Below are 22539 nucleotides of genomic sequence, written 5' to 3'. Positions count from 1 at the left end.
TGTTCACCGAGGGGGACAGGGCACACTCGGTCGTGTGAACGACGCGGAGGGGCGCAGCGCCCGGTGGGAGGACACCCACCACCGCATCGGTGCGACCGCGGTGCAGCTCTTCCAGGAGCACGGCTTCGACGCGGTCAGCATCGGCCAGATCGCCACGGCGGCCGGGGTGTCGGTCCCCACCTTCTACGCGCACTACGCCGGCAAGGAGCACGTGGTCCTGCAGCTGCCGACGCCGGACCAGACCGCCGCCCTCCTCGCCGCTCAGCCGCCGGAGCTGCCGCTGGGCCAGCGGATCCGCGGCATGTGCGTGCAGGTGGTGTCCTCGGTCGCCGGCAGCGAGTACGAGGTCGCGCTGGCGGCGCGGTGGCAGGTCATCGCCGGCACGCCCGCGCTGCGCCACCGGGCCGCGGAATTCGAGCGCGCGACCGCGGGCCTGGTGCTGGCGAAGCTCGCGGAGGCCACCGGCCGCCCCGTGGGCCCCACCGACGCGGTGGTCGCCGGCGCCTACCTGTCCGCGTACACCGTGGGACTGCTGCTCTGGGCCGACAGCCGCGGCGAGCGCAAGCTGCTCGAGTGCGTCGAGGAGGCCTTCGACGCGCTCGGGGCCACCTGACCCCGGCTCACCGCCCCGGAGCGCGCAGCTCCACCACCGTGACCTCCGGACGCGCGCCGATCCGCATCGGCGGGCCCCAGTAGCCCGCACCCGCGCTCACGTAGAGCTGGGTGTCGCCGTGCCGCGAGAGCCCCTCCACGGCCGGCTGGTCCAGCCGGATCGCGTAGTCGAAGGGCCAGAGCTGACCGCCGTGCGTGTGCCCGGACAGCTGCAGGTCCACCCCGGCCTGCGCCGCCTGGTCGACCATGACCGGCTGGTGCGCGAGCAGCACCACCGGCGTGGTGTCGTCCCGGCCGTCCAGGGCGGCGGCGAGGTCCGCGCCGTGACCGGGCAGACCGGAGGCGGCCGCCGTCCGGTCGTCGATGCCGGCCAGGTCGAACGACGCGCTCCCGCGCACGATCGGGACCCGCTCGTTGCGGAGCACCTCGACGCCGAGGGTGGGCAGGTGTCGCAGCCACGCCTGCGTCTCGGTGAAGTACTCGTGGTTGCCGGTCACGAAGTAGACGCCCTGCTCGCTCACCAGGTCGACGAGCGGGGCGACGTCCTCGCGCAGCTCCTCGACGGTGTCGTCGACCAGGTCACCGACGATCGCCACCACGTCGGGGCGCTGCTCGTTGACGATCTCCACCAGCCGCTCGAACCGGCGCCCGCCGTAGGTGGCCCCGAGGTGCCCGTCGGAGAAGGTGACGATCCGGAGCCCGTCCAGCGCCGGGTCCAGCCGCGGCAGGGTGATCGGGACGCGGCGGACGACGGGGGCGCTGTTGGCGAAGTACGCGCCGGTGCCGGCGGTGCCGAGGGCGACCGCCCCCGCGGTCACCGCGAGGCTGCGGGCGAGGAACAGCCGCCGCGAGGGCGCTGTGACATCGCGATCCTGCCGGACCGCACCGCCTTCAGCTGCCGTTCCCCCGTCGGGGTGAGCCGCTTCGTCGTCGCTGCGCGGGCCCCTCCGGGGACCACTCGCGACGACCATGCCTTCCTTCCGCTTGATCAGCGCGTTGCCCACCGCGCGGACCGGCTCGAGCGCGAGCAGCGCCAGGAACGCGTACATCGCGACGCCCAGCCAGACGAAGCCCACCCAGCTCAGCGGTGCGGCGGCCGCCAGGGGCAGCTGCCCGCGCGCGATGACGGCCAGCACCGGCAGCAGGGCCAGCACGACGGTGAGCCAGGTCAGCCGCTTCCGCAGCCGCCCGCGCTCGGTGGTGCTCCGCACGAGCCGGAACCACAGGTAGCCGTGCAGCAGCCCCACGGCGAGCAGGACCACGGTGGCGAAGCCCAGCAGGCCGATGACGGACAGGACGGCCTCCGGGCCTCGGGACGTTCGACGGACCCCGACATCGTGCCCGCCCTTCCTCCGGGACGACGACGCGGCACGGCAGGAGGTTCCCGCCGCGTCAGCCGGGCAGGCCCAGCGCGGTCGCGAGCTTCGACACGCGGGGCGAGGGCCGGGCGCCGGCGGCCACGAGCCGGTCGCCCACCGCGGCCAGCAGCGCCTCGTCCCCGTCGACCAGCTCGACCTCGACCTCCCGCCAGGCCCGCTCGACCGGCTCCTCGCCGGGGCGCACCGGCAGCGTCGTGGACCGCACGGTGTCGTCGGCGAGCTCGGCCAGCTCCCGGCCGGCGTCGTCGGTGAGCGCCGTGACCACCCGCCGGGTGCGCAGCTCGACGACCGGGGCGGGCGTCGCACCGCCCAGGAGCTCCGCGACGAGGGCGAGCAGCTCGCCGGGCGGCTCCTCCGGACCCACGTCCAGGGGCACGTGCAGCTCCCGGCGAGCGGCACCGGCCGGCAGCTTCAGGTGCCAGCCCTCGTCGGGGCCGCCCGTCCGCCGGCGCAGGGTGATCCGCGACCGGGCCAGCAGCAGGTCCGCCGTGTCCAGGTAGACCGCCACCAGGTCGTGGGTCTGCGGCGGCGAGGTGCGCGCTCCCGCCGGGAGCCCGGAGAGGTCGGGGACGACGAACTCCGGGTCGACGTCGAACTTCCGCTCGACCTCCAGCTGCTCGGTGACCACGCGACCGACCGTAGGACCCCGGCGCCGACGGCGCCGGGAACGGCTCCCGGCTACCGTCCGGGCATGCGTCTGCCGCCCGCTCCCCGCCGGCGGTGGGCGGTGGCCGCGGCGCTCCCGTGGGCGGCATGGGCGGCGCTGCGGGTCGCCGGCGCCGAGCGCGGTTTCCCGCTGGTCCCCGCGCTGGCCTTCACGCCGCACGCCGCGGCGACCGCCGTCCTGCCGCTCGCCGTGGCCGCGGCCGCCCGGTCCCGCACCGGTGCCCTGGTGGCGGGCGCCGCCGGGCTGGCGCTGGCCGGCGCCGTGCGCGGCAACCGGGGCACCCGGCGACCCCTGCCACCGGGCGGGACGGCGCTGCGGATCGCGACGGTGAGCCTGCGCAAGGGGCTGGTGCCCGCTCGCTCGGTCGTCGAGCTCGTCCGCCGGGAGGCCGTGGACGTCCTCGCCGCCCAGGAGCTGACGCCGGACGCGGAGCGGGGGCTCCGGGAGGCGGGGCTGCACCGGCTGCTGCCCCACGCGCACGTCGTCCCGGCCCGGCCCGGCTCGGTCGTGTCGGGGTCCGGCGCGATCTGGAGCCGGGTGCCGTTGCACGACCTCGGGAACGCGCCGGGGGAGTTCGAGCAGCCGACCGCGCGGGTGCGGATCGGCGACGGCGCCGAGGTCGAGGTGGTGTCGGTGCACACCGCGCCGCCGGCCACCTCGCCCGCGGCGGTCCGCTCGTGGGCCGCCGACCTCGCGACGCTGCCCCTGCCGGACCCGGGCGTGCTCCGGGTGCTCGCCGGCGACTTCAACGCGACGCCGGACCACGCCGCGCTGCGCGCCGTCCTCCGCCGCGGGTGGGTCGACGCCGCGCAGGCGCTCGGCCTCGGCAGCACCTGGACCTGGCGCCCCCTGCGGCCGCCGTTCCCCCGGCTGGTGCTGGACCACGTGCTCGTCGACCCCCGGCTGGGTGTTCGCGGGTGCTCCTTCGCGCGGGTGCCGGGCAGCGACCACCGTGCCGTCGTCGTCGACCTGGCGGTGCCCGCCGCGGCCCGGTGATGTTCACCGATCGGCCGCCCGGGGAAGCCCTACCCGGAGCGGCGCCCGTCGGAGCGCGCCGCAGCGGAGAGGAGCGGCGATGTTGAGCCAGCGCGAGGTCACCTCGGCCATCGGCAGCACCGCGTACGGCAGCGGCGGCGACAAGCTGGGCACGGTCGAGCACTTCTTCGTCGACGACCGGACCGGTGAGCCCACCTGGGTGGCGGTGACCACCGGCCTGTTCGGCACCAAGCACTCCATCGCGCCGGCGGGGGACGCCACGTTCGCCGACGGCCACCTGCGGCTCCCGGTCACCGCCGACGCCGTGAAGAACGCCCCCGCCATGACCGGCGACCACCTCGACCCCGGCGAGGAGGCGGAGCTGCGCCGGCACTACGGCATCGCTGGCGCGACCGGGGCCCCGGTACAGGACACCCCGGCCCCGGGGACGGCCACCGACACCGTCACCGTCCCGGTGACCCCGCCGGTGCCGGTCCCGGAGGAGACCACCGCCCGGCACGCCGCTCCCGAGGAGGCCGCACCTCCCGCCCCGGTCGCGACCGACGGCGCCATGACCCGCAGCGAGGAGCGGCTCCGGGTCTCCACCGAGCGGGTCCCCGAGCGCCGCGTGCGGGTGAGCAGGTACGTCGTCACCGAGGAGGTGCAGGTGACGGTGCCGATCCGGCGGGAGGAGATCCGGATCGAGGAGCTGCCGCTCGGCGCCACCGACGGGGTGCCGGCGTCCTCGCTCGCCGGCGGCACCGGCCTGCCCCCGGAGATGGTGCTGCACGCCGAGCGGCCGGTGGTGAGCGTCGAGGTCGTCCCCGTCGAGCGGGTGCGGCTGTCCGTGGAGATGGTGCAGGGGCAGGAAACCGTCAGCGGTCAGGTGCGCCGCGAGCAGATCGCTGTCGACGAGGACGCGCTGCCCGGACGGGAGGTCTGACCCCGGGTCAGCTCCGGCGGTCGGCCAGGAAGCGGAACCGGTCGCGGGTGGCAGTCACCTCGGCGGCGTCGACGTCGGCCAGCACCACGGTCTCGATGCCGGCCGCGGTGGCCAGCAGCTCGCCCATGGGGCTGACCACCCGGCTGTCACCGACGTGCTCGGTGCCGTCCCCGGCGGTCCCCACGCGGTTGCAGCCGACGACGTAGGCCTGGTTCTCGATCGCGCGGGCCTGCAGCAGGGCCTGCCAGTGCAGCCGCCGGGCCGCCGGCCAGTTGGCGACCACGACGTACAGGTCGGTCTCGGGAGCGGCCCGCCAGAAGACGTCGGCGAAGCGCAGGTCGTAGCAGATGAACGGCGTGATCCGCAGCCCTCCGACGGTCACCGTCAGCGGCCCGTCGCCCGCCCGGAACCGCTCGTGCTCCCCGCCGTGGCTGAACGGGTGCAGCTTCCGGTAGCGGTGCGTGGTGCCGTCCGGGCCGGCCAGGACGAAGGAGTTGTACGGCAGCTCCTCGCCGGGCGCGATCTCCGGGCAGCTGCCGCCCACCCAGACGCCGTGCTCGCTGGCCTGGGCGGCCAGGAATTGCGCGGAGGGCCCGTCCTCGGGCTCCCCGATGCCCGGTGTCATGGAGAACCCGGTGGAGAAGGTCTCGGTCAGCAGCACGAGTTCCGCGCCGGCCGCCGCGGCCCCGGCCACCTGGGGGGCCAGGCGGGCGTAGTTCGCCTCGCGGTCCTCCCAGACGATGTCGTGCTGCACCGCCGCGATCCTCACGCCAGCCTCCTCAGCCGATCGACGGCGTCCGCGAGGACGGCGTCGCTCTTGCAGAACGCGAACCGGACCAGGTGCCGCCCGAGGGCGGCGTGCTCCGGCGTGTAGAAGACCACGGTCGGGATCGCGACGACGCCGGCCAGGCCAGGGAGCTCCCGGCAGAAGGCCAGTCCGTCGCCGTCGGCCCGCACCGGCCGGACGTCGACGGTGGCGAAGTACGTGGCCTCCGGGCTCACCACCGGCAGCCCCGCCCCCTGCAGCCCGGCGACGAGGACGTCCCGGCGGGCCTGCAGGTCCCGCGCCACCCCGGCGAAGTAGGAGTCCGGCAGCCCGAGCCCCGCGGCGACGGCGGGCTGGAAGGGCCCGCCGCTGACGTAGGTGAGGAACTGCTTGGCGGTGCGGACGGCGGCCACCAGCGGCGCCGGCCCGCAGATCCAGCCGATCTTCCAGCCGGTCACGTTGAACGTCTTGCCTGCGCTGGAGACGACGAGGGTGCGCTCGCGCATGCCGGGCAGGGTGGTGGGGGAGACGTGCCGCGCGCCGTCGAACACCAGGTGCTCGTAGACCTCGTCGGTGAGCACGACGAGGTCGTGCTCAAGGGCGAGGGACGCCAGCACGGCGAGCTCGTCGGGCGTGAACACCTTGCCGGTGGGGTTGTGCGGCGTGTTGACCAGCAGCACGCGGGTGCGGGAGCCGACGGCGGCCCGCAGCTCGGCCTCGTCGAAGGTCCAGGGACCCTCCCCGCCGGCCGGGGGGTGCAGCGGGACGGCGCGCACCACGCCCCCGGCCATCGCGATCGAGGCGCTGTAGCTGTCGTAGATCGGCTCGAAGAGGACCACCTCGTCGCCGGGCTCGAGCAGGCCGAGCATCGCGGCGGCCAGCGCCTCGGTCGCGCCGGCGGTGACCAGCACCTCGGTTCCCGGGTCGTAGCTCAGGCCGGTGTACCGCCGCCGGTGCTCGGCGACCGCGGCCCGCAGCTCCGGGATCCCGGGACCGGGCGGGTACTGGTCGGCCGCGGTGCCGATCGCCGCGCGCGCGACGTCGAGCACCTCGGGCGGACCGGGGTAGTCCGGGAACCCCTGCCCCAGGTTGACCGAGCCGGTGTCGACCGCCAGCGCGCTCATCTCGGCGAAGACCGTCGTCCCGAAGCCCCGGAGGCGGGACGCCAGCGGTGCGCTCACGGTGCTCCTCCCCGGTTCCACGTGGAACCGCCGTCCGTGCCCGGACTCAGCCGATCCGGACGTCCTCGTGGCCGATGATGGCGACGACGTCGCCCCGGCGCAGCTGCCGTCCGCGACGCTCCTCCTGCTCACCGTTCACGGCGACCGCGCCGGAGAGCAGCACGTCCTTCACCTGGGCGCCGGTCGGGACGGCGTCGACGAGCTTGAGCAGCTGGCCGAGCCGGATGGTGTCCTCACCGGGACGCAGGTCGATGGTGCGCACGGGGCTCAGTCTGCCGTCGGGACGAGCGCGTCGCCGACCCGGACCCTGCCGGGCTCCAGCACGAAGGCCCGGACCGCGAGCAGGCCGTCCCGCTCGCGGTGGATGGTCTTGAGCACCGAGGTGTCCCGGCCGATGCCCCCGGGCTGTGGCCGGGTGGTCATGACGCAGCGGGCGATCGGGACGCCGAACCGCAGCCGGACGTCGCCGAGCACCGCCTCCCGGCCCCGCAGGCGGTCCTCCCCCTCGCCGTCGAGGACGACGTTGGCGCGGAACCGGCGGCGGTCCCAGGGGCCCAGGGTGCCGGTGGAGACCAGGGACAGCCGGATCCGCGGGCTGTCGTGGAACGGACCGGGGGCACCCTCCCACTGCAGCCACTCGGTGGGGTCGGGCACCTCCTCGTCGGCCGGCGTCTCGTAGGTCGGCACGACGTCGCCGTCCTCGGCAGCCTGGCGCAGCTCCACCGGGCGGCCGAGCCAGTCCGAGAGCACCTCGTCGTCCGCGGTGACGGTGCCGTCCGGCAGCACCACCTCGACCCCGCCGTCGGCGCGCAGCCGGGCGGCGCCGAAGAGCAGCTCCGGCACCCGCCGGGCGGTGAGCCCGAGCCCGGTGTCCCGGTCGAAGAGCGCCCAGCGCCGGTCGCCGGCGATGCCGAGCGCACCGATCTCCGCCTCGGCCAGCCGCTCGCCCTGCAGCGACTTCACCGGGTAGCGCCAGAGCTCGAGCACCTGCACCTCAGGCCGCCGTCCAGGCCAGGGTCCAGCTACCCGACCACGCGGCGCCGGGCTCCAGCACGATCAGGTCCGCGCCGTCGGCCAGCGCGTTGGGCGGGCAGGTCATCGGCTCCACGGCGAGGCTGCGCCGCCACTGGCCCGGCGGCAGGGTGTCGCCGCTGTAGACCTGCAGCCACGGCCACGAGCGGTCCACCGCGACCTCCAGCTCGCCGGCCGCACCGGCCAGCCGCAGGCGGGCCCACCCGTCGTCGTCCCGCTCGAGGTCGGTGAGCGGGGTGTCGAGGGCGCGGTCGCCGATCCGGCCCACCGCCCCGTCGAACGGCGCACGCTCCCCCGTCGGCATGCCGCCGTCCAGGAGCAGCTCGGTGCGGGCCGGGACCGCGAGCTCGGCGTCGCCGATGCCGCCGTCCTCGGTGGCGCCCACCGACAGGTACGGGTGGACGCCGGCGCCGAACGGCGCGGGCCGGTCGCCGAGGTTGCGCACCCGCACGGTGACGGTCAGGCGGTCGGCGTCGAGCACGGAGTCGACGGCGGCGGCGAGCCGGAACGGGTACCCGGGGTGCGGCTCGACCGTCGTCCCGATCGTGACGGACCGGTCCGACCGGTCGAGCACCGTCCAGGGCTGCCACGAGAGCAGGCCGTGGATGGCGTGCGGCTCCGCCGGCGACTGCACGTCGAGCTGCAGCTCCTCCCCGGCCCAGCTCCAGCGCCCGTCGCGGATCCGGTTCGGCCAGGGCAGCAGCACCGCACCGCGCCAGCCGGGCAGGACGGTGCCGGCCGGGTACCCGTCGATGACCTCCCAGTCGCCGACGGCCAGCCGGCGCAGCGCCCCGCCCCGCAGGTCGACGACGAGCACCGCGTTCCCGGCGGTGAGCTCCACCTCGGACGGCGCGGCCGGGGGCCAGGTGTCGGGCATTCCGTCAGCTCACCACACGTGCGCCCCCTCCTCCCGATGAGATCAGCGGTTGTGCGTCACCTGCTCGGCGAGCTCCACCACCTGCTCCTGGGTGAAGGCGTCCGGCGCCTGGACGGTGAACGTCGTCCCGTCGGCGAAGCTCGCCTGCAGGTACCAGCCGCCCATCCCCGGACCGTGGTCGGTGGGCACCACCCGCGCGGGCAGGCCGTGCACGGTGACCGGGACGGCGGGGCCCGCGGGGGCCTCGATGCCGGTCGGGAGCTGCTCGAGCGGGATCACGTCCTCGCTCAGCGGGACGTGCACGGTCAGCGTCTGCTGCTCGTAGGCGTCGTTGACCAGGGTGAGGACACGGCCCATCGTGAAGAACTGCACCGACCACCCAGCCGGCGCCAGCCCCATCTCGAGCGTGGCCGGCTGCGGACGGTCCACCAGCGAGCCGGCCACCGCCTGCAGCTGTTCCGCGTCGGCGTAGTCGCCGTGACCGAGGAGGGAGACCCACTGGTCGTCCCGGCGCTCCCAGCTCAGCCACGTGAAGCGGCGGCGCTCGGTCAGGCATCCGGTGGCGGTGTCCTCGACGCACCAGTCGCGCGCGTAGGTCACGGCCTCGACGTCGTCGTCGCCCAGCGGGATCTCGTCGACGTCGAGCAGCTCGTGGCCCGGCGCCCCGTCGTCCGGGCCGTTGCCCTCGGGCTCGTCCTCGCCGACGTAGACGGTGAAGCCGTTCTCCCCGGCCGCATCGTCGAACGACGCGATCGACGCGCCGTCGCCGTTCCCGTCGAAGGCCGGCCGCAGGCCGTCGGGGACCGGGTCGAGGGACAGCGGGAAGGTGGGCATCGCGAAGTCCACGAGCGTGACGCTCTCCGCGGGTGTTCCCGGCCCGTCGGGCGCGGCGATCAGCACGGCGCCGGTCCAGGCCGCGGCCGCCGTGGCCAGCGCGACGCCGAGCCGGAACGCGACCTTCCGGCTCGGCCGGCGGGAGCGGCGCGGCGCCGGGCCCTCGATCTCGGCCAGCAGCGCGGCACGGGCGGCGGAGCGGGCGGCGGGGGTGAGCTCCGGGGCCTGCGGTCCGGCCTCGCGGAGCAGCGTGAGCTCGTTCATCGGTCCTCCTCCTCGGAGGTCGGGTGGAACGGGGAGACGGCGCCCAGCGCGGCGCGGGTCTGGCGGCGCGCGCGGTGCAGCCGGGAGCGGACGGTGCCGACGGGCACGTCGAGGACGGCGGCGATCTCCTCGTAGCCGAGCTGACCCCAGGCCAGCAGCAGGAGGGCGTCGCGGTCGTGCGCCTTGAGCTTCGCCAGCGCGGCGGCGAGCGGGCCGCGCAGCGCCTCGGCGTCCAGCCGGTCGGCGGAATCCTCCGGGACGGCGGCCTGCCCCTCGGGCCGGGCCGCCTCCCGGGCCAGCGCGCGGTAGCGGCGCTGCTCGGTGCGGACGTGGCCGTGCACCAGGTTGGTGGCGATGCCGAGCAGCCACGGGCGCACCTCGACGTGATCGGCGCGGTAGGCGGCCCGGCGCCGGAAGGCGACGAGGAACGTCTCGCTGAGCAGGTCGTCGGCCAGGTCGCCGACCCGGCGGCCCAGGTAGCGGTGCACCGTCACCGCATGACGGTCGAACAGCGGCGCGAAGGCCTCGGGGTCGTCGAGCGAGCGGACCATCAGCTCGGCGTCGGAGGGGGCAGCGCTCGGCATCGCCCGCATGCGGGGCGGCTCCGGCGGTGGACCGGCAGACCGGTGCAGCGCCGTCGGTGTCACGGAACGGAGCGATCCGGCCGCGATCGGTGAAGTGGTCACACCCCTCCATGTCCGGAGCGGCGGATCCGGTTCACGGTCGTGCGGAGGTCGCCGCGACCCCTGGGACCAGGGGCCGCGGCGGCGGGCTCAGCTCCCGCAGTTCTCGTCGCCGTAGCCCTGGACGGTGTCGGCGGCCGCGGCGAACTCCTCCGCGTCCTCCTCGCTCAGGTCGCCGTTCTCCACGGCTGCCTCGAAGTCGCCGTCCTCCGGGAAGTTCTCGGCCAGGAACTTCGCGGCCTCCTCGACCTCGTCGCCGGCGTCGTCGGGCACGTTGCCGGCCAGCTCCTCGAAGGCGTCCTTCGCCTCGTCGGCGTCCTCCTCCTCGATCTGGTCGATCGCCTCGTACTGCTCGCAGAAGTCCTCCACGCTGGCGCCGCCGCAGGCGGTGAGGGTGAACGGGAGGGCGGCCGCGGCCGCGACCAGGGCGAGCTTGCGGATGCGCATGGGGGGTCCCTTCGGTGGGTGGCGTCGGCGACACCCTCACACACGCCGGCGACGAACCGGGTTCAGGCGGTACCCGAACGACCCGATCCGGTGCGGAGCTCGCGCTCGAAGAAGTAGGAACCCTCGGCATCGGGATCGCCCACGTAGGCGCCGAACGCCCCGATCCGCCGGTAGCCGGCGCCGGTGTAGAGCGCGACGGCCTCCGGCTGCAGCGGCCCGGTCTCCAGCCGCAGCGTCGTCCAGCCGCGCTCGCGGGCGGCGTGCTCGAGGCCGGCCAGCACCGCCTTGGACACCCCACGGCCGCGCGCCGCCGGCACGACGTACATGCGCTTCACCTCCGCCACCCCGCCGCCCAGCTCGCGCAGCGCCCCGCAGCCCAGCGCCGTCCCGTCGTCGTCCCGGGCCACCAGGACGACGGAGATGTCCGCGGCCGACGGGTGCGCACCGGGCTCCTCCTTGCCCCCGTAGCGGGCCCGGACCTCGTCCTGCTGGTCGCCGGTGAGCCGGCGGACGTCGGCGTCGTCCCACGCGGCGGGCTCGATGATCACGCCCTGATCCTCACAGGGCGCCGGAGGTACGGTCCGGGGCAGCACCCACCGCGAAGGAGCACCGTGCCGGTCGACCGCGAACTGCCCACCCCCGAGGCCGCCGATCTGCTGGCGCTCACCCGTGAGATCGCCGACGCCGAGCTCGCGCCGAAGGCGGCCCGGTACGAGCGCGAGGAGCGCTTCCCCCGCGAGGTGTTCCGCACGCTCGGGGAGGCCGGGCTGCTCGGGCTGCCCTTCGCCGAGGAGGTCGGTGGGGGCGGCCAGCCCTACGCCGTCTACCTGCAGGTGGTCGAGGAGCTCGCCGCCCGCTGGGCCAGCGTCGCCCTGGGCGTCAGCGTGCACACGCTGGCCTGCTCCCCCATCGCCAACCACGGCACCGAGGCCCAGCGCCGCGACCTGCTGCCCGAGATGGTGGGCGGGTCGCTGCTGGGCGCCTACTCGCTCTCCGAGGCGCACGCCGGGTCCGACGTCGCCTCGATGCGGGCCGCCGCCACGCGCACCGAGGACGGCTGGGTCGCCCGCGGTGAGAAGGCGTGGGTCACCCACGGCGGGCACGCCGACTTCTACTCGACGTTCCTGCGGACGCCGGACGACGGTCCCCGGGGCATCTCGTGCTTCCACCTGACCCCGGACCTGGCCGGCTTCAGCGCCGCGAAGCCCGAGGAGAAGATGGGGCTGACCGGCTCGACGACGTCGGCGATCAGGCTGGACGACGTCCCGGTGCCGGCCGACCGGCTCGTCGGCGAGCCCGGCAAGGGCATGGCGATCGCCCTCGGCGCGCTGGACTCCGGCCGGCTGGGCGTGAGCGCCGTCGCCGTGGGGCTCGCGCAGTCGGCCCTCGACGTCGCCGTCCGGTACGCCGTCGAGAGGGAGGCGTTCGGCCGGCCGATCGCCGAGCACCAGGGCGTGTCCTTCCTGCTCGCCGACATGGCCGCGGCCGTGGAGTCCGCCCGCGCCACCTACCTGGTCGCCGCCCGCCGCAAGGACGCCGGCAAGCCGTTCTCCCGGCAGGCCAGCATCGCCAAGCTGGTCGCCACCGACGCCGCGATGAAGGTGACCACCGACGCGGTGCAGGTGCTCGGGGGCGCCGGCTACACCCGCGACCACCCGGCCGAGCGCTACATGCGCGAGGCGAAGGTCATGCAGATCTTCGAGGGCACGAACCAGATCCAGCGCATGGTCATCGGCCGGCACCTCACCTCGGAGGCCGTCCCGCCGGCCGGCTGAGCCGGTTCCACGTGGAACCGGCCCAGGGGATGGACCCCGTGCGGTCGGCGCACGAGACTGGACCTCCCACCGCCCTGGAGGGCCCGATGCACGAACCGCACCTGCGCGCCGCCGACGCCGACCGCACCGCCGTGGCCACCACCCTCGGCGAGCACATGGCAGCCGGCCGGCTGACGGTCGCCGAGTACGAGGACCGGCTCGAGCGGACCTACGCCGCCAAGACCTACGGTGAGCTCGCGGAGCTCACCGCCGACCTGCCGAGCACGGGCGCCACGCTGCAGGAGGCCGATCCCGCGCCGACGCGGTGGCACGGCGCCGACGCCGCGGAGTGGCGGTCCTGGGCGGGCACCGGCCTGATCGTGGTCGCCATCTGGGCCATCACCAGCCTGGCCACCTGGGAGTTCCTCTACTTCTGGCCGATCTGGGTCCTGGGCCCGTGGGGTGCGGTGCTGCTCGCCCAGCGGTTCTTCGGCGACGACGAGGACGACGCGGAGGACCCGCCGGCACTGCCCGGGAGCCCCGACGGCAGGGCCCGGGAATGACGAAGGGCTCCCCTGAGGGAGCCCTTCGCACTGGTGGGCAAGGGGGGACTTGAACCCCCACGGGTGTTACCCCACTGGCACCTGAAGCCAGCGCGTCTGCCATTCCGCCACTTGCCCTGGCGCGGAAGAACGATAGCAGCCGCCGCCCGTACCCCGGTCACGGGGTGCGTCGTTGCCCTGTCCCCGGGTAGACCTGCGGGGAGTCGCGGTTCACCGGGCGGTCACCTGCCCCGCACCCGGCTACGATCACCGGTGGCACAGCTGGATCCCGACCGAGCGCAGAGGAGCGACTGTGGGTGTGCTGCAGCGCTTCGAGCGCCGCCTCGAAGGCATGGTCGGTCTGGCCTTCGCCCGGATCTTCAAGGGCAAGGTGCACCCCGCGGAGATCGCCAAGGCGCTCCAGCGGGAGGCCGACGAGCAGCGTTCGGTCATGAGCGAGGGCCGCGTCCTGGCCCCGAACGTCTACGTCGTCCGGCTGGGTGAGACCGACTTCGGGCACCTGGGCCAGTGGTCCGACCAGCTCGCCGGCGAGCTCGCCGACATGGTCACCGAGCACATCGAGGACGAGGGCTACCAGGTCTTCGACAAGGTCACCGTGCACCTGGAGCAGGACGACGAGCTGACCACCGGCGTCTTCGAGGTCAGCTCGCACGTCGCCGACCCGGCCCGCCCGGCGCCGCGCTCCGGCGTCGCGCCGATGGCCTCGGCGCCGGTCGCCCCCGGGGTCCCGCCCCTCCCCCCGCTGCCCGCCCTGCCGCCGCTGCGCGGGCGCAGCGCCACCGACACCGGCAAGCAGGGCCCCTCGATGGTCGGTCGCGCCGGCACGCGGAACACCGCGACGCACGCGCTCGTCGTCGACGGCCCCGGGACCAGGCACGAGCTGACCACCGGCCGGAACGTGATCGGCCGGGGCACCGAGGCCGACATCCGCCTGCCCGACACCGGGGTCAGCCGCAAGCACGTCGACGTCGTCCTCGAGGGCGGGGTCGCCACCGCCGAGGACCTCGGCTCGACCAACGGCACGCTGGTCAACGGGCGCCGGATCACCCGCCACCCGCTCAGCGACGGCGACGTCATCCGCATCGGCCACTCGGTCCTGGTCTACCGGCAGGACGGCGCGTGAGCGGATCCACGCGCTCACGGCGGCTCGGGGCACCACGGCACCGCAGCACCGCCCCCGGGGTGGTGACCCGGTGACCGAACTCGTGCTCCAGATCTTCCGGTTCGGCTTCCTGCTGCTGCTGTGGCTGTTCATCTTCGCGGCGTTCCGCGTGGTGCGCGCCGACCTGTTCGGTGGCCGCCCGGGCCGCGTCGCGTCGGTGCCGCCGCGCTCGGCCACGCCGAAGAAGCGCGGGCAGCGCGGTCCCCGCACGCTGGTGGTGACCGCCGGCCCGCTGAGCGGCACCAAGATCACGCTCGGCGACCAGCCGATCCTCATCGGCCGGGCCGACGACTCCACCCTGGTCCTCACCGACGACTTCGCCAGCTCGCGGCACGCGCGGCTGACCAACCGCGGCGGCCAGTGGTACGTCGAGGACCTCGGTTCCACCAACGGCACCTACCTCGACCAGCAGCGCGTCCAGGGCCCGCTGCTCGTCGCCCCCGGCCAGCCGATCCGCATCGGCCAGACCGCACTGGAGCTGCGTTCGTGACGCTGGTTCTCCGCTACGCCGCGCGATCCGACCGCGGCCTCATCCGCGGCAACAACCAGGACTCGGTCTACGCCGGGCCGCGGCTGCTGGCCGTGGCCGACGGCATGGGCGGCCACGCCGCCGGTGACGTCGCGAGCAAGGTCGTCATCGCCGCGCTCGAGCACCTCGACGACGACGCGCCCTCCGGCGACATGCTGCAGGCGATGCGCTCGGCGGTCTTCGAGGGCAGCGAGCACCTGCGGGAGGTGATCCGCGAGTCCCCGCAGCTCGAGGGCATGGGGACGACGCTCACCGCGATCCTCTTCGCCGGCGGCCGGCTGGCGCTGTGCCACGTCGGCGACTCCCGCGCCTACCTGCTCCGCGACGGCCAGTTCTCCCAGATCACCCATGACGACACGTTCGTGCAGACGCTGATCGACGACGGCCGGATCACGGTGGAGGAGGCCAACCACCACCCCCAGCGGTCGCTCCTGCTGCGGGCGCTCAACGGCCAGGAGGTCGAGCCCGACCTCTCCATGCGCGAGGCCCGGGCCGGCGACCGCTACCTGCTCTGCTCCGACGGGCTCTCCGGCGTCGTCAGCGAGGAGACCCTCGCCGAGGCGATGCTGGACCCCGACCCGCAGGCCACCGCCGACCGGCTGATCGAGCTGGCCCTGCGCAGCGGCGGCCCGGACAACATCACCGTCATCGTCGCCGACGTCGTCGAGGACACCGGCGGCGGCGGACGGCTGGACCCGGTCGTGGACGGCGCGGCCGGCGACAACGTCGGCCAGCGGCAGGTCGACGCCCGCTCGGCCGCCGGCCGGGCCGCGCTGGCCGATGCCCCACCCGCCTCCGCTCCCCCGCCGACACCCACGCTGCCGACGGGCGGCGGCCCCTCCGCCCGCCGCCGCCCGCTGCGCATCCTCCTGGTGGCGGGGGCGCTCCTCATCGTTCTGGTGGCCGGAGCGATCGGCACGTACGTCTGGGCCCTCAACCACTGGTTCGTGGGCGTCGACGGCACCGGCGAGGACTCGCAGGTCGCCGTCTTCCGCGGGCTGGACGTCTCCGTGCTGGGCCTGGACCTGTACCGGCTCGACCGCGACACCGACCTGGCGGTCGCCGACCTCACGCCGGCGGCCCGCACCCGCGTCAAGGGCAGCATCACCGCCGACGACTCCGGCGACGTCGACCGCATCCTGGAGGCGCTGCGCGACCAGCAGCTGCCGCTGTGCCGCACCCTGGACGCCGAGGCCACCGAGCCGACGCCCCCGCCGACGCCCTCGCCCGCGGTCCCGACGCCTCCCCCGCCCCCCGTCCCCGGCGAGCCGGCTCTTCCCGAGCCCCCGGCCCCCGAGGAGGCGACGACCACCTCGTCGTCGGCCCGGACGACGACGTCGTCCGAGCCGGGGGTGAACTGCCGGGAGGCGAGCTGATGCCCGGCCCGCTCACCGATCCCCGCGGTACCGCCGCCGGGGACACCCCCACCCGCCGCGGCACCGAGGCCTGGCTGCTGGGCTTCGCCGTCCTCATCACCGTCGTGGCCCAGGTCATCGTCGACCTGACCGTCACCGGCTCGCTGCGCCCGGAGATGGCCGCCTTCAGCGTCTGGATCTCCGCGCTCTGGGTCGTGGCGCACCTCGTCGTCCGCAAGTGGGCGTCCTACGCCGACCCGCTGCTGCTGCCCGCCGTGGCGCTGCTCGTCGGGCTGGGGCTCACGGTGATCCACCGGCTGGACCTCGCCGGCGAGCAGTCCGGCGACTCGGTCCGCGAGGACGCCCCGGTGCAGCTCATCTGGGCCACCCTGGGCGTGGCGCTCTTCGTCGCCTTCCTGGTCGTGGTCCGCGACCACCGCTCGCTCGCCCGCTTCGCCTACACCCTCGCGCTGGTCGGCATCGTGCTGCTGGCGCTCCCGGCGGTCCTGCCGGCATCGATCTCCGAGGTCAACGGCGCCAAGATCTGGATCCGCGTCGCCGGCTTCTCCATCCAGCCCGGTGAGTTCGCGAAGATCTGCCTGGTCGTCTTCTTCGCCGCCTACCTCGAGGACAAGCGCGACGTGCTGGCGCTGGCCAGCCGCAAGGTCGCCGGCCTCGAGCTGCCCCGCGGCCGCGACCTGGGACCGGTGCTCCTGGCCTGGATCCTGTCCATCCTCGTGCTGGTCTTCGAGCGCGACCTGGGCAGCTCGCTGCTGCTGTTCGGCATCTTCGTGGTGATGCTCTACGTCGCCACCGAGCGGGCCAGCTGGCTGTTCATCGGCCTGGGTCTGTTCGCCGGCGGCGCGCTCATCGCCTACCAGGTCTTCGGTCACGTCCGCGCCCGCGTGGACACCTGGCTGGACCCCTTCGCCTACATCGACGGCGCCGGCTACCAGCTGGTCCAGTCGTTGTTCGGCCTCGGTACCGGCGGGCTGTTCGGCGCCGGGCTGGGCGGCGGCCGCCCGGACCAGGTGCCGGTGGCCAAGAGCGACTTCATCGCCGCGGCGGTCGGCGAGGAGCTCGGCCTGTTCGGCCTGGTCGCGGTGATCATCGTCTACCTGGTGCTCGTGGAGCGCGGCCTGCGCACCTCGCTCGTCGTCCGCGACGCCTTCGGCAAGCTGCTCGCCGCCGGCCTGGCGTTCGCCATCGCCTGGCAGGTCTTCGTCGTCCTCGGCGGCGTCACCGGGCTGCTCCCGCTCACCGGTCTGACCACCCCGTTCCTCGCCTACGGAGGCTCCTCCCTCGTGGCGAACTTCGTCCTCGTGGCGATCCTCGCGCGGATCAGCGACGCCGCCCGTCGGCCCAGCACCCCGCACGCCGCCCCGGTCCGCCTCGGGGACGCGCCGACCGAGGTGGTGACGCCGTGAACGCGCCGCTGCGCCGGGTGGCGATCAGCGTCCTCGTGCTCTTCACGCTGCTGATCGTCAACGTCAACATCATCCAGGTGGTCCGCTCCGACGACCTGCGCGACGACAACCGCAACACCCGGGTGCTCGCCGAGGAGTACGACCGGGAGCGCGGCTCGATCGTCGTCTCCGGCAGCGAGATCGCGGTCTCGGTCCCGACCGACGACCGGCTCGAGTACCTCAGGACGTATCCGCAGGGACCGTTGTACGCGGCGGTCACCGGGTACTACTCGCTGGTGTACGGCAACACCGCCCTCGAGGACGCCGCGAACGACGTGCTCGCCGGCGAGGACCCCCGCCTGTTCGTGCGCCGGATCGCCGACCTCTTCACCGGGCGCGACCCCGCGGGCGGCGACGTCGTCCTCACCCTCGACCCGGCCGTGCAGGAGGCCGCCATGGCCGGCCTGGAGGGCGTGACCGGCGGCGTGGTGGCCATGGACCCCTCGACCGGCGCGATCCTCGGCATGGCCAGCACCCCGACGTACGACCCCGCCCAGCTCTCCAGCCACGACCCCGAGGCCATCCGCGCCTACATGGAGCAGATCACCGGCGGGGACTCCCCCGACCCGCGGGTGAACCGGACGATCGCGGACAACTACCCGCCCGGGTCGCTGTTCAAGGTGATCGTGTCGGCCGCGGCCCTCGAGCAGGGCTACGCGCCCGACACCGTCGTGCCGGCGCCGGACATCCTGACCCTGCCGCAGACCAGCACCCAGCTGCGCAATTTCAACAACTCCCGCTGCGACCCCAGCCAGGAACAGTCGCTGATCGACGCGCTGACGATCTCCTGCAACACCGCCTTCGCCCAGCTCGGCATCGACCTCGGCGAGGACGAGGTGCGGGAGATGGCCGAGGCGTTCGGGCTGGACGGCGAGCCCTTCGAGATCCCGCTGCCCGTCGCGGGCAGCCACGTCGGCGAGATCGAGAGCGACGCGGCGCTGGGCCAGACCTCCATCGGTCAGCGGGACGTGCGCATGACCGTCCTGCAGGCGGCCATGGTGGCCGCCACCGTCGCCAACGACGGCGTGCAGATGAAGCCCTACCTGGTCGACCAGCTGCTCGCGCCGGACCTGACGGTCATCGACGACACCGACCCGGAGGAGCTGCGCGAGCCGGTCTCCGCCGAGGTCGCCGACAAGCTGACCGAGATGATGGTCAGCGTCGTCGCCCGCGGCTCGGGGCGGGCGGCCCGCATCCAGGGGATGGACGTCGCCGGCAAGACCGGTACCGCCCAGGTGCGCGAGGGCGTCCCGGACCACAACTGGTTCATGGGCTTCGCCCCGGCCGACGACCCGCAGATCGCCGTGGCCGTCTTCGTGGCCAACGGCGGGGGCACCGGCGGCGACGTGTCGGCGCCGATCGCGGGCCGGGTCATGCAGGCCTACTTCGAGGGGCAGGGCGGCTGATGGCACTGGGCATCGGAAGTCTGCTGGCCGGGCGCTACGAGATCACCGCCCCCATCGCCACCGGCGGCATGGGCGAGGTGTGGAAGGCGCGCGACCAGGTCCTCGACCGCATCGTCGCCGCGAAGGTGCTGAAGACCGAGTACACGAACGACCCCAGCTTCCTCGCCCGGTTCCGCAACGAGGCCCGGCACACCGCCGCGCTGTCGCACCCGAACATCGCCTCGGTCTACGACTACGGCGAGACCACCGACGACAGCGGCCTGCAGACCCTCGCGTTCCTCGTCATGGAGTTCGTCGAGGGCCAGCCGCTGGTGACGATCCTCCACGAGGAGGGCCGGCTGCCCGTCGACTGGACGCTGCACGTGCTCAGCCAGTCCGCCGACGGCCTGTCCGCCGCGCACCGCGCCGGGGTCGTGCACCGCGACATCAAGCCGGGCAACCTGATCGTCCGCCCTGACGGCGTCGTCAAGCTCACCGACTTCGGCATCGCCCAGGCCCGGGACGCAGCACCCCTCACCCGCACCGGCATGGTCGTCGGCACCGCGCAGTACCTCTCCCCCGAGCAGGCGCAGGGCCTGGAGGTCAACGCCGCCTCCGACGTCTACTCCCTCGGCGTCGTCGGCTACGAGTGCCTGGCGGGCGCACGGCCCTTCGACGGCGCCTCGCAGGTGGCCATCGCCCTGGCGCACATCAACCGCCCCCCGCCACCGCTGCCCGGCGACGTGCCCCCGGCGGTCCGGCTGCTCATCGACCGCGCGCTGGCCAAGGACCCCTCCGACCGCTTCCCCGACGGCGGTGCCTTCGCCGAGGCCGTGCGGCAGGTCGGCTCCGGCGGCACCGTGGCCGCCCTCGGTGGCATGGCGGCCGCCGCCACCGTGGTCTCGCCCGCGACCGCGCCCACCCAGGTCGTCGACGTCGCCGCGGACGGGCGCACCCAGGTCTTCGCCACGCCCGCCGCGGGGCTGCCCGCCGTCTCCCCCGCCACCGGCGGTCGTCCGATGCCCGCGCTGCACGCGCCGGACGACGAGGACGACGAGTGGCTCCCCGACGAGCAGGAGCCGGCCCGGCGCCGCCGCTGGATCTGGCCGGCCGCGGCACTGGCGCTGCTGCTGCTGATCGGCGGCGTCATCTGGATCCTGATGTCCGGCGGGGGCGAGGACGCCGACCGGGACGCCGATCCGGCCACCAGCGCGCCGAGCACCAGCGCCGGCCCCACCGGCCTGTTCATCGACCCCGCCCAGTTCGTCGGCCGGGACGCGGAGTCCGCCGAGCAGATCCTCACCGCGGCCGGCCTGGTGCCCGTGCGGGTGCCCGCCGACGAGGACCTGCTCGAGGACGTCACCCAGCCGCTGGACGCCGGTGACGTCGCCGGTATCGACCCCTCCGGCCGCGCCGTCCCCGCCGGGGAGGAGGTGACGCTCTTCGTCACCGAGGAGGCGTTCGACCCCGAGGCCGAGGAGGAGGAGGAGCCGACCGAGGCCCCGCAGCAGACCACCCGCGCCCCAGCACCGACCACGACGGCGGCTCCGACCACCACGGCCCCGCCCGCCACGACCGCGCCCACCACCACGACGACCTCGCCCAGCGCGGGCGGCACCCCCGCGCCGACGACGACGACCCCGCCGCCCCCGGTCGAGCCGACCGAGCCGGCCGCCGGGGGCCAGGGTCCGGGCAACGCCGCGGCGCCGGCGGGCCAGGACCAGTGACACCGGTCGTCGCGACGTCCCCGGATCGCGGCCGTCCGGCGGTTAGGCTCGCCCTCGGCCCCCTGTGTGCCGGGCCCGCACCCGCGCCCTCCCGAACGAGGACGCCGTGGCGCGCGCACCGAACCGCCCGAGAGGACCGTCGATGACCACGCCGCAGGTGCTCGGCGAGCGCTACGAGATCGGCGGGGTCCTGGGCCGCGGCGGCATGGCCGAGGTGCACCACGGGCGGGACCTGCGCCTGGGCCGCGAGGTGGCCGTCAAGGTGCTGCGCAGCGACCTGGCCCGCGACCCCTCGTTCCAGGTGCGCTTCCGCCGCGAGGCACAGGCCTCGGCCTCGCTGAACCACCCCGCGATCGTCGCCGTCTACGACACCGGCGAGGACCGCACGCCGGCCGGCGCCACCCCGTACATCGTCATGGAGTTCGTCGAGGGCGAGACGCTGCGCGACGTGCTCCGCCGCGAGGGGGTGCTGCCGATCGAGCGGGCCATGAGCCTGGCGGCCGACATCTGCGGCGCCCTGGACTTCAGCCACCGCAACGGCATCGTGCACCGGGACGTGAAGCCCGGGAACGTGATGATCACGCCGCAGGGCACGGTCAAGGTCATGGACTTCGGCATCGCCCGGGCGGTGTCGGACTCCGCGGCCACGATGACCTCCACCGCCGCGGTGATAGGGACCGCCCAGTACCTCTCCCCCGAGCAGGCCCGCGGCGAGGGCGTGGACGCCCGCTCCGACGTCTACTCGCTGGGCTGCCTGCTCTACGAGCTCGTCACCGGGGCACCGCCGTTCACCGGTGACTCCCCGGTCTCGGTGGCCTACCAGCACGTCCGCGAGGACCCTCGGCTGCCGTCGTCGATCAACCGCGAGGTCCCGCCGGAGCTGGACGCGATCCTGCTCAAGGCGATGAGCAAGAACCCGGCCAACCGGTACCAGTCGGCCGCCGACATGCGCAACGACCTGCTCCGGGCGCTCGCCGGGCAGCGGGTCGAGGCGACGCCGGTGATGGGCGAGGACGAGAAGACCGCCATCATCGGTGCCCCGATCGGCGGCTACGGCACCTACGGCGACGACTGGGACGACGAGGAGCAGCGGCGCCGCAAGCGCCGCATCATCGCCGTCGTCGCGGTCGTGGGCCTGCTCCTCCTCGCCGGCGCGGTCGCCCTGGCGCTGTCGCTGCGCAGCGACGAGCCGGACCCCGTCGCCCAGGTGAGCGTGCCCTCGGTCGTCAACCTCCCCGAGCCCGAGGCGCGGCAGCAGATCGAGGGTGCCCGCCTGACCGTCGGCGACGTGACCACCGAGGCGCACCCGACGGTGCCCGAGGGCAGCGTCGTCGAGACCACCCCGGCCGCCGGGGTCCGCGTCGACGAGGGCGCCGACGTCGACCTCGTGGTCAGCTCGGGCCCGGACACGCTGCAGATCCCCGGCGTCGAGGGGCTGACCGAGGAGCAGGCGCGGGCGAACCTCGAGCAGGCCGGCTTCACCAACGTCGGCCGCCGGTCGGTGGAGTCCGTCGAGGTCGACGAGGGCCGCGTGGTCTCCGTCTCGCCCGAGGAGGGCACGCAGGCTGGTCGCAACCAGGCGATCACGCTCAACGTCTCCACCGGCACGGTCGAGATGCCGAACGTGGTGAACCAGACCGAGCAGCAGGCGCGAGCCGCGCTGCAGGAGCTGGGCATCGGCGGCGGTCAGATCGAGACCCAGAACGCCGAGAACGACTCCGTCCCGGAGGGCACGGTCATCGAGACCGACCCGGCAGCGGGCAGCGACGTGGGAGCCGATGACGTCATCACCCTCGTGGTGGCCGTCCCGACCCCGCCCGACGAGCCGGCCACGCCCACCACGACGTCGGCACCGACACCGCCACCGGCCACCGGTCCCGACGTCGACAACGACCCCACGACGCCGCAGTAGCGGCTCGGGGCGCACGCAGGGCCCCT

Annotated in this window: 23 protein-coding genes and 1 tRNA gene; 12 read left to right on the top strand and 12 right to left on the bottom strand. The window is 74.7% G+C overall.

Annotated features, from left to right (window positions below):
* Window positions 1-34 precede the first annotated feature (34 nt).
* Window positions 35-613 (top strand): TetR/AcrR family transcriptional regulator, encoded by a 579-nt coding sequence (locus DQ244_RS08555; RefSeq protein ID WP_158544501.1) that lies wholly within the window; start codon window positions 35-37, stop codon window positions 611-613.
* Window positions 614-620: 7 nt separating this feature from the next.
* On the opposite strand, the gene DQ244_RS08550 is transcribed toward DQ244_RS08555, so the two are convergent.
* Both DQ244_RS08550 and DQ244_RS08545 read right to left on the bottom strand, forming a co-directional pair.
* On the bottom strand, window positions 621-1874 hold the full coding sequence (locus DQ244_RS08550) for a metallophosphoesterase (RefSeq protein WP_233491267.1): 1254 nt from the start codon (window positions 1872-1874) through the stop codon (window positions 621-623).
* 130 nt (window positions 1875-2004) lie between these two features.
* Window positions 2005-2619: a CYTH domain-containing protein gene (locus DQ244_RS08545; RefSeq protein WP_113811031.1), complete on the bottom strand. Its 615-nt coding sequence runs from the start codon at window positions 2617-2619 to the stop codon at window positions 2005-2007.
* Between the two features lie 63 nt (window positions 2620-2682).
* Between DQ244_RS08545 and DQ244_RS08540 the strand changes: the two genes are divergently transcribed.
* Both DQ244_RS08540 and DQ244_RS08535 read left to right on the top strand, forming a co-directional pair.
* Window positions 2683-3654 carry an endonuclease/exonuclease/phosphatase family protein gene (locus tag DQ244_RS08540; RefSeq protein ID WP_113811030.1) on the top strand — a complete coding sequence of 324 codons (972 nt, stop codon included), beginning with the start codon at window positions 2683-2685 and terminating at the stop codon, window positions 3652-3654.
* 79 nt (window positions 3655-3733) lie between these two features.
* Window positions 3734-4576, top strand: coding sequence for a PRC-barrel domain-containing protein (locus tag DQ244_RS08535; RefSeq protein WP_113811029.1), 843 nt, complete (start codon window positions 3734-3736; stop codon window positions 4574-4576).
* Between the two features lie 7 nt (window positions 4577-4583).
* Here the strand turns inward: DQ244_RS08535 and DQ244_RS08530 are convergent, their stop codons facing one another.
* The 9 genes from DQ244_RS08530 to DQ244_RS08490 all read right to left on the bottom strand — a co-directional run bounded on the left by DQ244_RS08530 (window position 4584) and on the right by DQ244_RS08490 (window position 11208).
* Window positions 4584-5345, bottom strand: coding sequence for a nitrilase-related carbon-nitrogen hydrolase (locus tag DQ244_RS08530; RefSeq protein ID WP_113811028.1), 762 nt, complete (start codon window positions 5343-5345; stop codon window positions 4584-4586).
* Window positions 5342-6523: a pyridoxal phosphate-dependent aminotransferase gene (locus DQ244_RS08525; RefSeq protein WP_113811027.1), complete on the bottom strand. Its 1182-nt coding sequence runs from the start codon at window positions 6521-6523 to the stop codon at window positions 5342-5344. The genes DQ244_RS08530 and DQ244_RS08525 overlap by 4 nt, the downstream gene beginning before the upstream one ends.
* A gap of 46 nt (window positions 6524-6569) precedes the next feature.
* Window positions 6570-6785, bottom strand: coding sequence for an RNA-binding S4 domain-containing protein (locus DQ244_RS08520; RefSeq protein WP_199580295.1), 216 nt, complete (start codon window positions 6783-6785; stop codon window positions 6570-6572).
* Between the two features lie 5 nt (window positions 6786-6790).
* Window positions 6791-7510: an MOSC domain-containing protein gene (locus DQ244_RS08515; protein WP_233491266.1), complete on the bottom strand. Its 720-nt coding sequence runs from the start codon at window positions 7508-7510 to the stop codon at window positions 6791-6793.
* A gap of 7 nt (window positions 7511-7517) precedes the next feature.
* Window positions 7518-8432, bottom strand: a complete 915-nt coding sequence (locus DQ244_RS08510; RefSeq protein WP_113811025.1) for an aldose 1-epimerase family protein — start codon at window positions 8430-8432, stop codon at window positions 7518-7520.
* Window positions 8433-8474: 42 nt separating this feature from the next.
* The gene (locus DQ244_RS08505; protein WP_113811024.1) at window positions 8475-9530 is read right to left on the bottom strand and encodes a hypothetical protein; all 1056 of its coding nucleotides are present in this window, start codon (window positions 9528-9530) and stop codon (window positions 8475-8477) included.
* Window positions 9527-10114 (bottom strand): RNA polymerase sigma factor, encoded by a 588-nt coding sequence (locus DQ244_RS08500; RefSeq protein WP_233491265.1) that lies wholly within the window; start codon window positions 10112-10114, stop codon window positions 9527-9529. Before DQ244_RS08500 ends, DQ244_RS08505 begins: the two co-directional genes overlap by 4 nt.
* Window positions 10115-10303: 189 nt before the next feature.
* Window positions 10304-10660, bottom strand: a complete 357-nt coding sequence (locus DQ244_RS19380) for a hypothetical protein (protein WP_158544499.1) — start codon at window positions 10658-10660, stop codon at window positions 10304-10306.
* Window positions 10661-10722: 62 nt separating this feature from the next.
* Window positions 10723-11208 (bottom strand): GNAT family N-acetyltransferase, encoded by a 486-nt coding sequence (locus DQ244_RS08490; protein ID WP_113811022.1) that lies wholly within the window; start codon window positions 11206-11208, stop codon window positions 10723-10725.
* Window positions 11209-11271: 63 nt separating this feature from the next.
* On the opposite strand from DQ244_RS08490, the gene DQ244_RS08485 reads away from it, so the two are divergent.
* The gene (locus DQ244_RS08485) at window positions 11272-12435 is read left to right on the top strand and encodes an acyl-CoA dehydrogenase family protein (RefSeq protein ID WP_113811021.1); all 1164 of its coding nucleotides are present in this window, start codon (window positions 11272-11274) and stop codon (window positions 12433-12435) included.
* Between the two features lie 86 nt (window positions 12436-12521).
* On the top strand, window positions 12522-12977 hold the full coding sequence (locus DQ244_RS08480) for a DUF1707 domain-containing protein (protein WP_113811141.1): 456 nt from the start codon (window positions 12522-12524) through the stop codon (window positions 12975-12977).
* Between the two features lie 31 nt (window positions 12978-13008).
* On the opposite strand, the gene DQ244_RS08475 is transcribed toward DQ244_RS08480, so the two are convergent.
* A tRNA-Leu gene (locus DQ244_RS08475) sits at window positions 13009-13094 on the bottom strand.
* 175 nt (window positions 13095-13269) lie between these two features.
* Between DQ244_RS08475 and DQ244_RS08470 the strand changes: the two genes are divergently transcribed.
* From DQ244_RS08470 to pknB, 7 genes are all read left to right on the top strand, one after another.
* A complete protein-coding gene (locus DQ244_RS08470) occupies window positions 13270-14100 on the top strand; it encodes a DUF3662 and FHA domain-containing protein (RefSeq protein ID WP_113811020.1) in 831 nt (276 codons plus the stop codon).
* 70 nt (window positions 14101-14170) lie between these two features.
* Complete coding sequence (locus DQ244_RS08465; RefSeq protein ID WP_113811019.1) at window positions 14171-14629, top strand: FHA domain-containing protein; 459 nt, start codon at window positions 14171-14173, stop codon at window positions 14627-14629.
* Window positions 14626-16044, top strand: a complete 1419-nt coding sequence (locus tag DQ244_RS08460; protein WP_113811018.1) for a PP2C family serine/threonine-protein phosphatase — start codon at window positions 14626-14628, stop codon at window positions 16042-16044. The genes DQ244_RS08465 and DQ244_RS08460 overlap by 4 nt, the downstream gene beginning before the upstream one ends.
* A complete protein-coding gene (locus DQ244_RS08455; RefSeq protein ID WP_113811017.1) occupies window positions 16044-17450 on the top strand; it encodes an FtsW/RodA/SpoVE family cell cycle protein in 1407 nt (468 codons plus the stop codon). Before DQ244_RS08460 ends, DQ244_RS08455 begins: the two co-directional genes overlap by 1 nt.
* Entirely contained in the window at window positions 17447-18895 is a 1449-nt protein-coding gene (locus tag DQ244_RS08450) for a penicillin-binding protein 2 (RefSeq protein WP_113811016.1), read from the top strand. Before DQ244_RS08455 ends, DQ244_RS08450 begins: the two co-directional genes overlap by 4 nt.
* Window positions 18895-20601, top strand: a complete 1707-nt coding sequence (locus DQ244_RS08445; protein ID WP_113811015.1) for a protein kinase domain-containing protein — start codon at window positions 18895-18897, stop codon at window positions 20599-20601. The genes DQ244_RS08450 and DQ244_RS08445 overlap by 1 nt, the downstream gene beginning before the upstream one ends.
* A gap of 142 nt (window positions 20602-20743) precedes the next feature.
* Entirely contained in the window at window positions 20744-22513 is a 1770-nt protein-coding gene (pknB, locus tag DQ244_RS08440; protein WP_113811014.1) for a Stk1 family PASTA domain-containing Ser/Thr kinase, read from the top strand.
* Window positions 22514-22539 lie beyond the last annotated feature (26 nt).

Origin of the sequence: Blastococcus sp. TBT05-19 (genome assembly GCF_003319095.1) — a bacterium.
Lineage (GTDB): Bacteria > Actinomycetota > Actinomycetes > Mycobacteriales > Geodermatophilaceae > Blastococcus.
The sequence above is the reverse complement of the archived record's forward strand: the minus strand, read 5'-3'. Positions and strand labels throughout refer to the sequence as shown.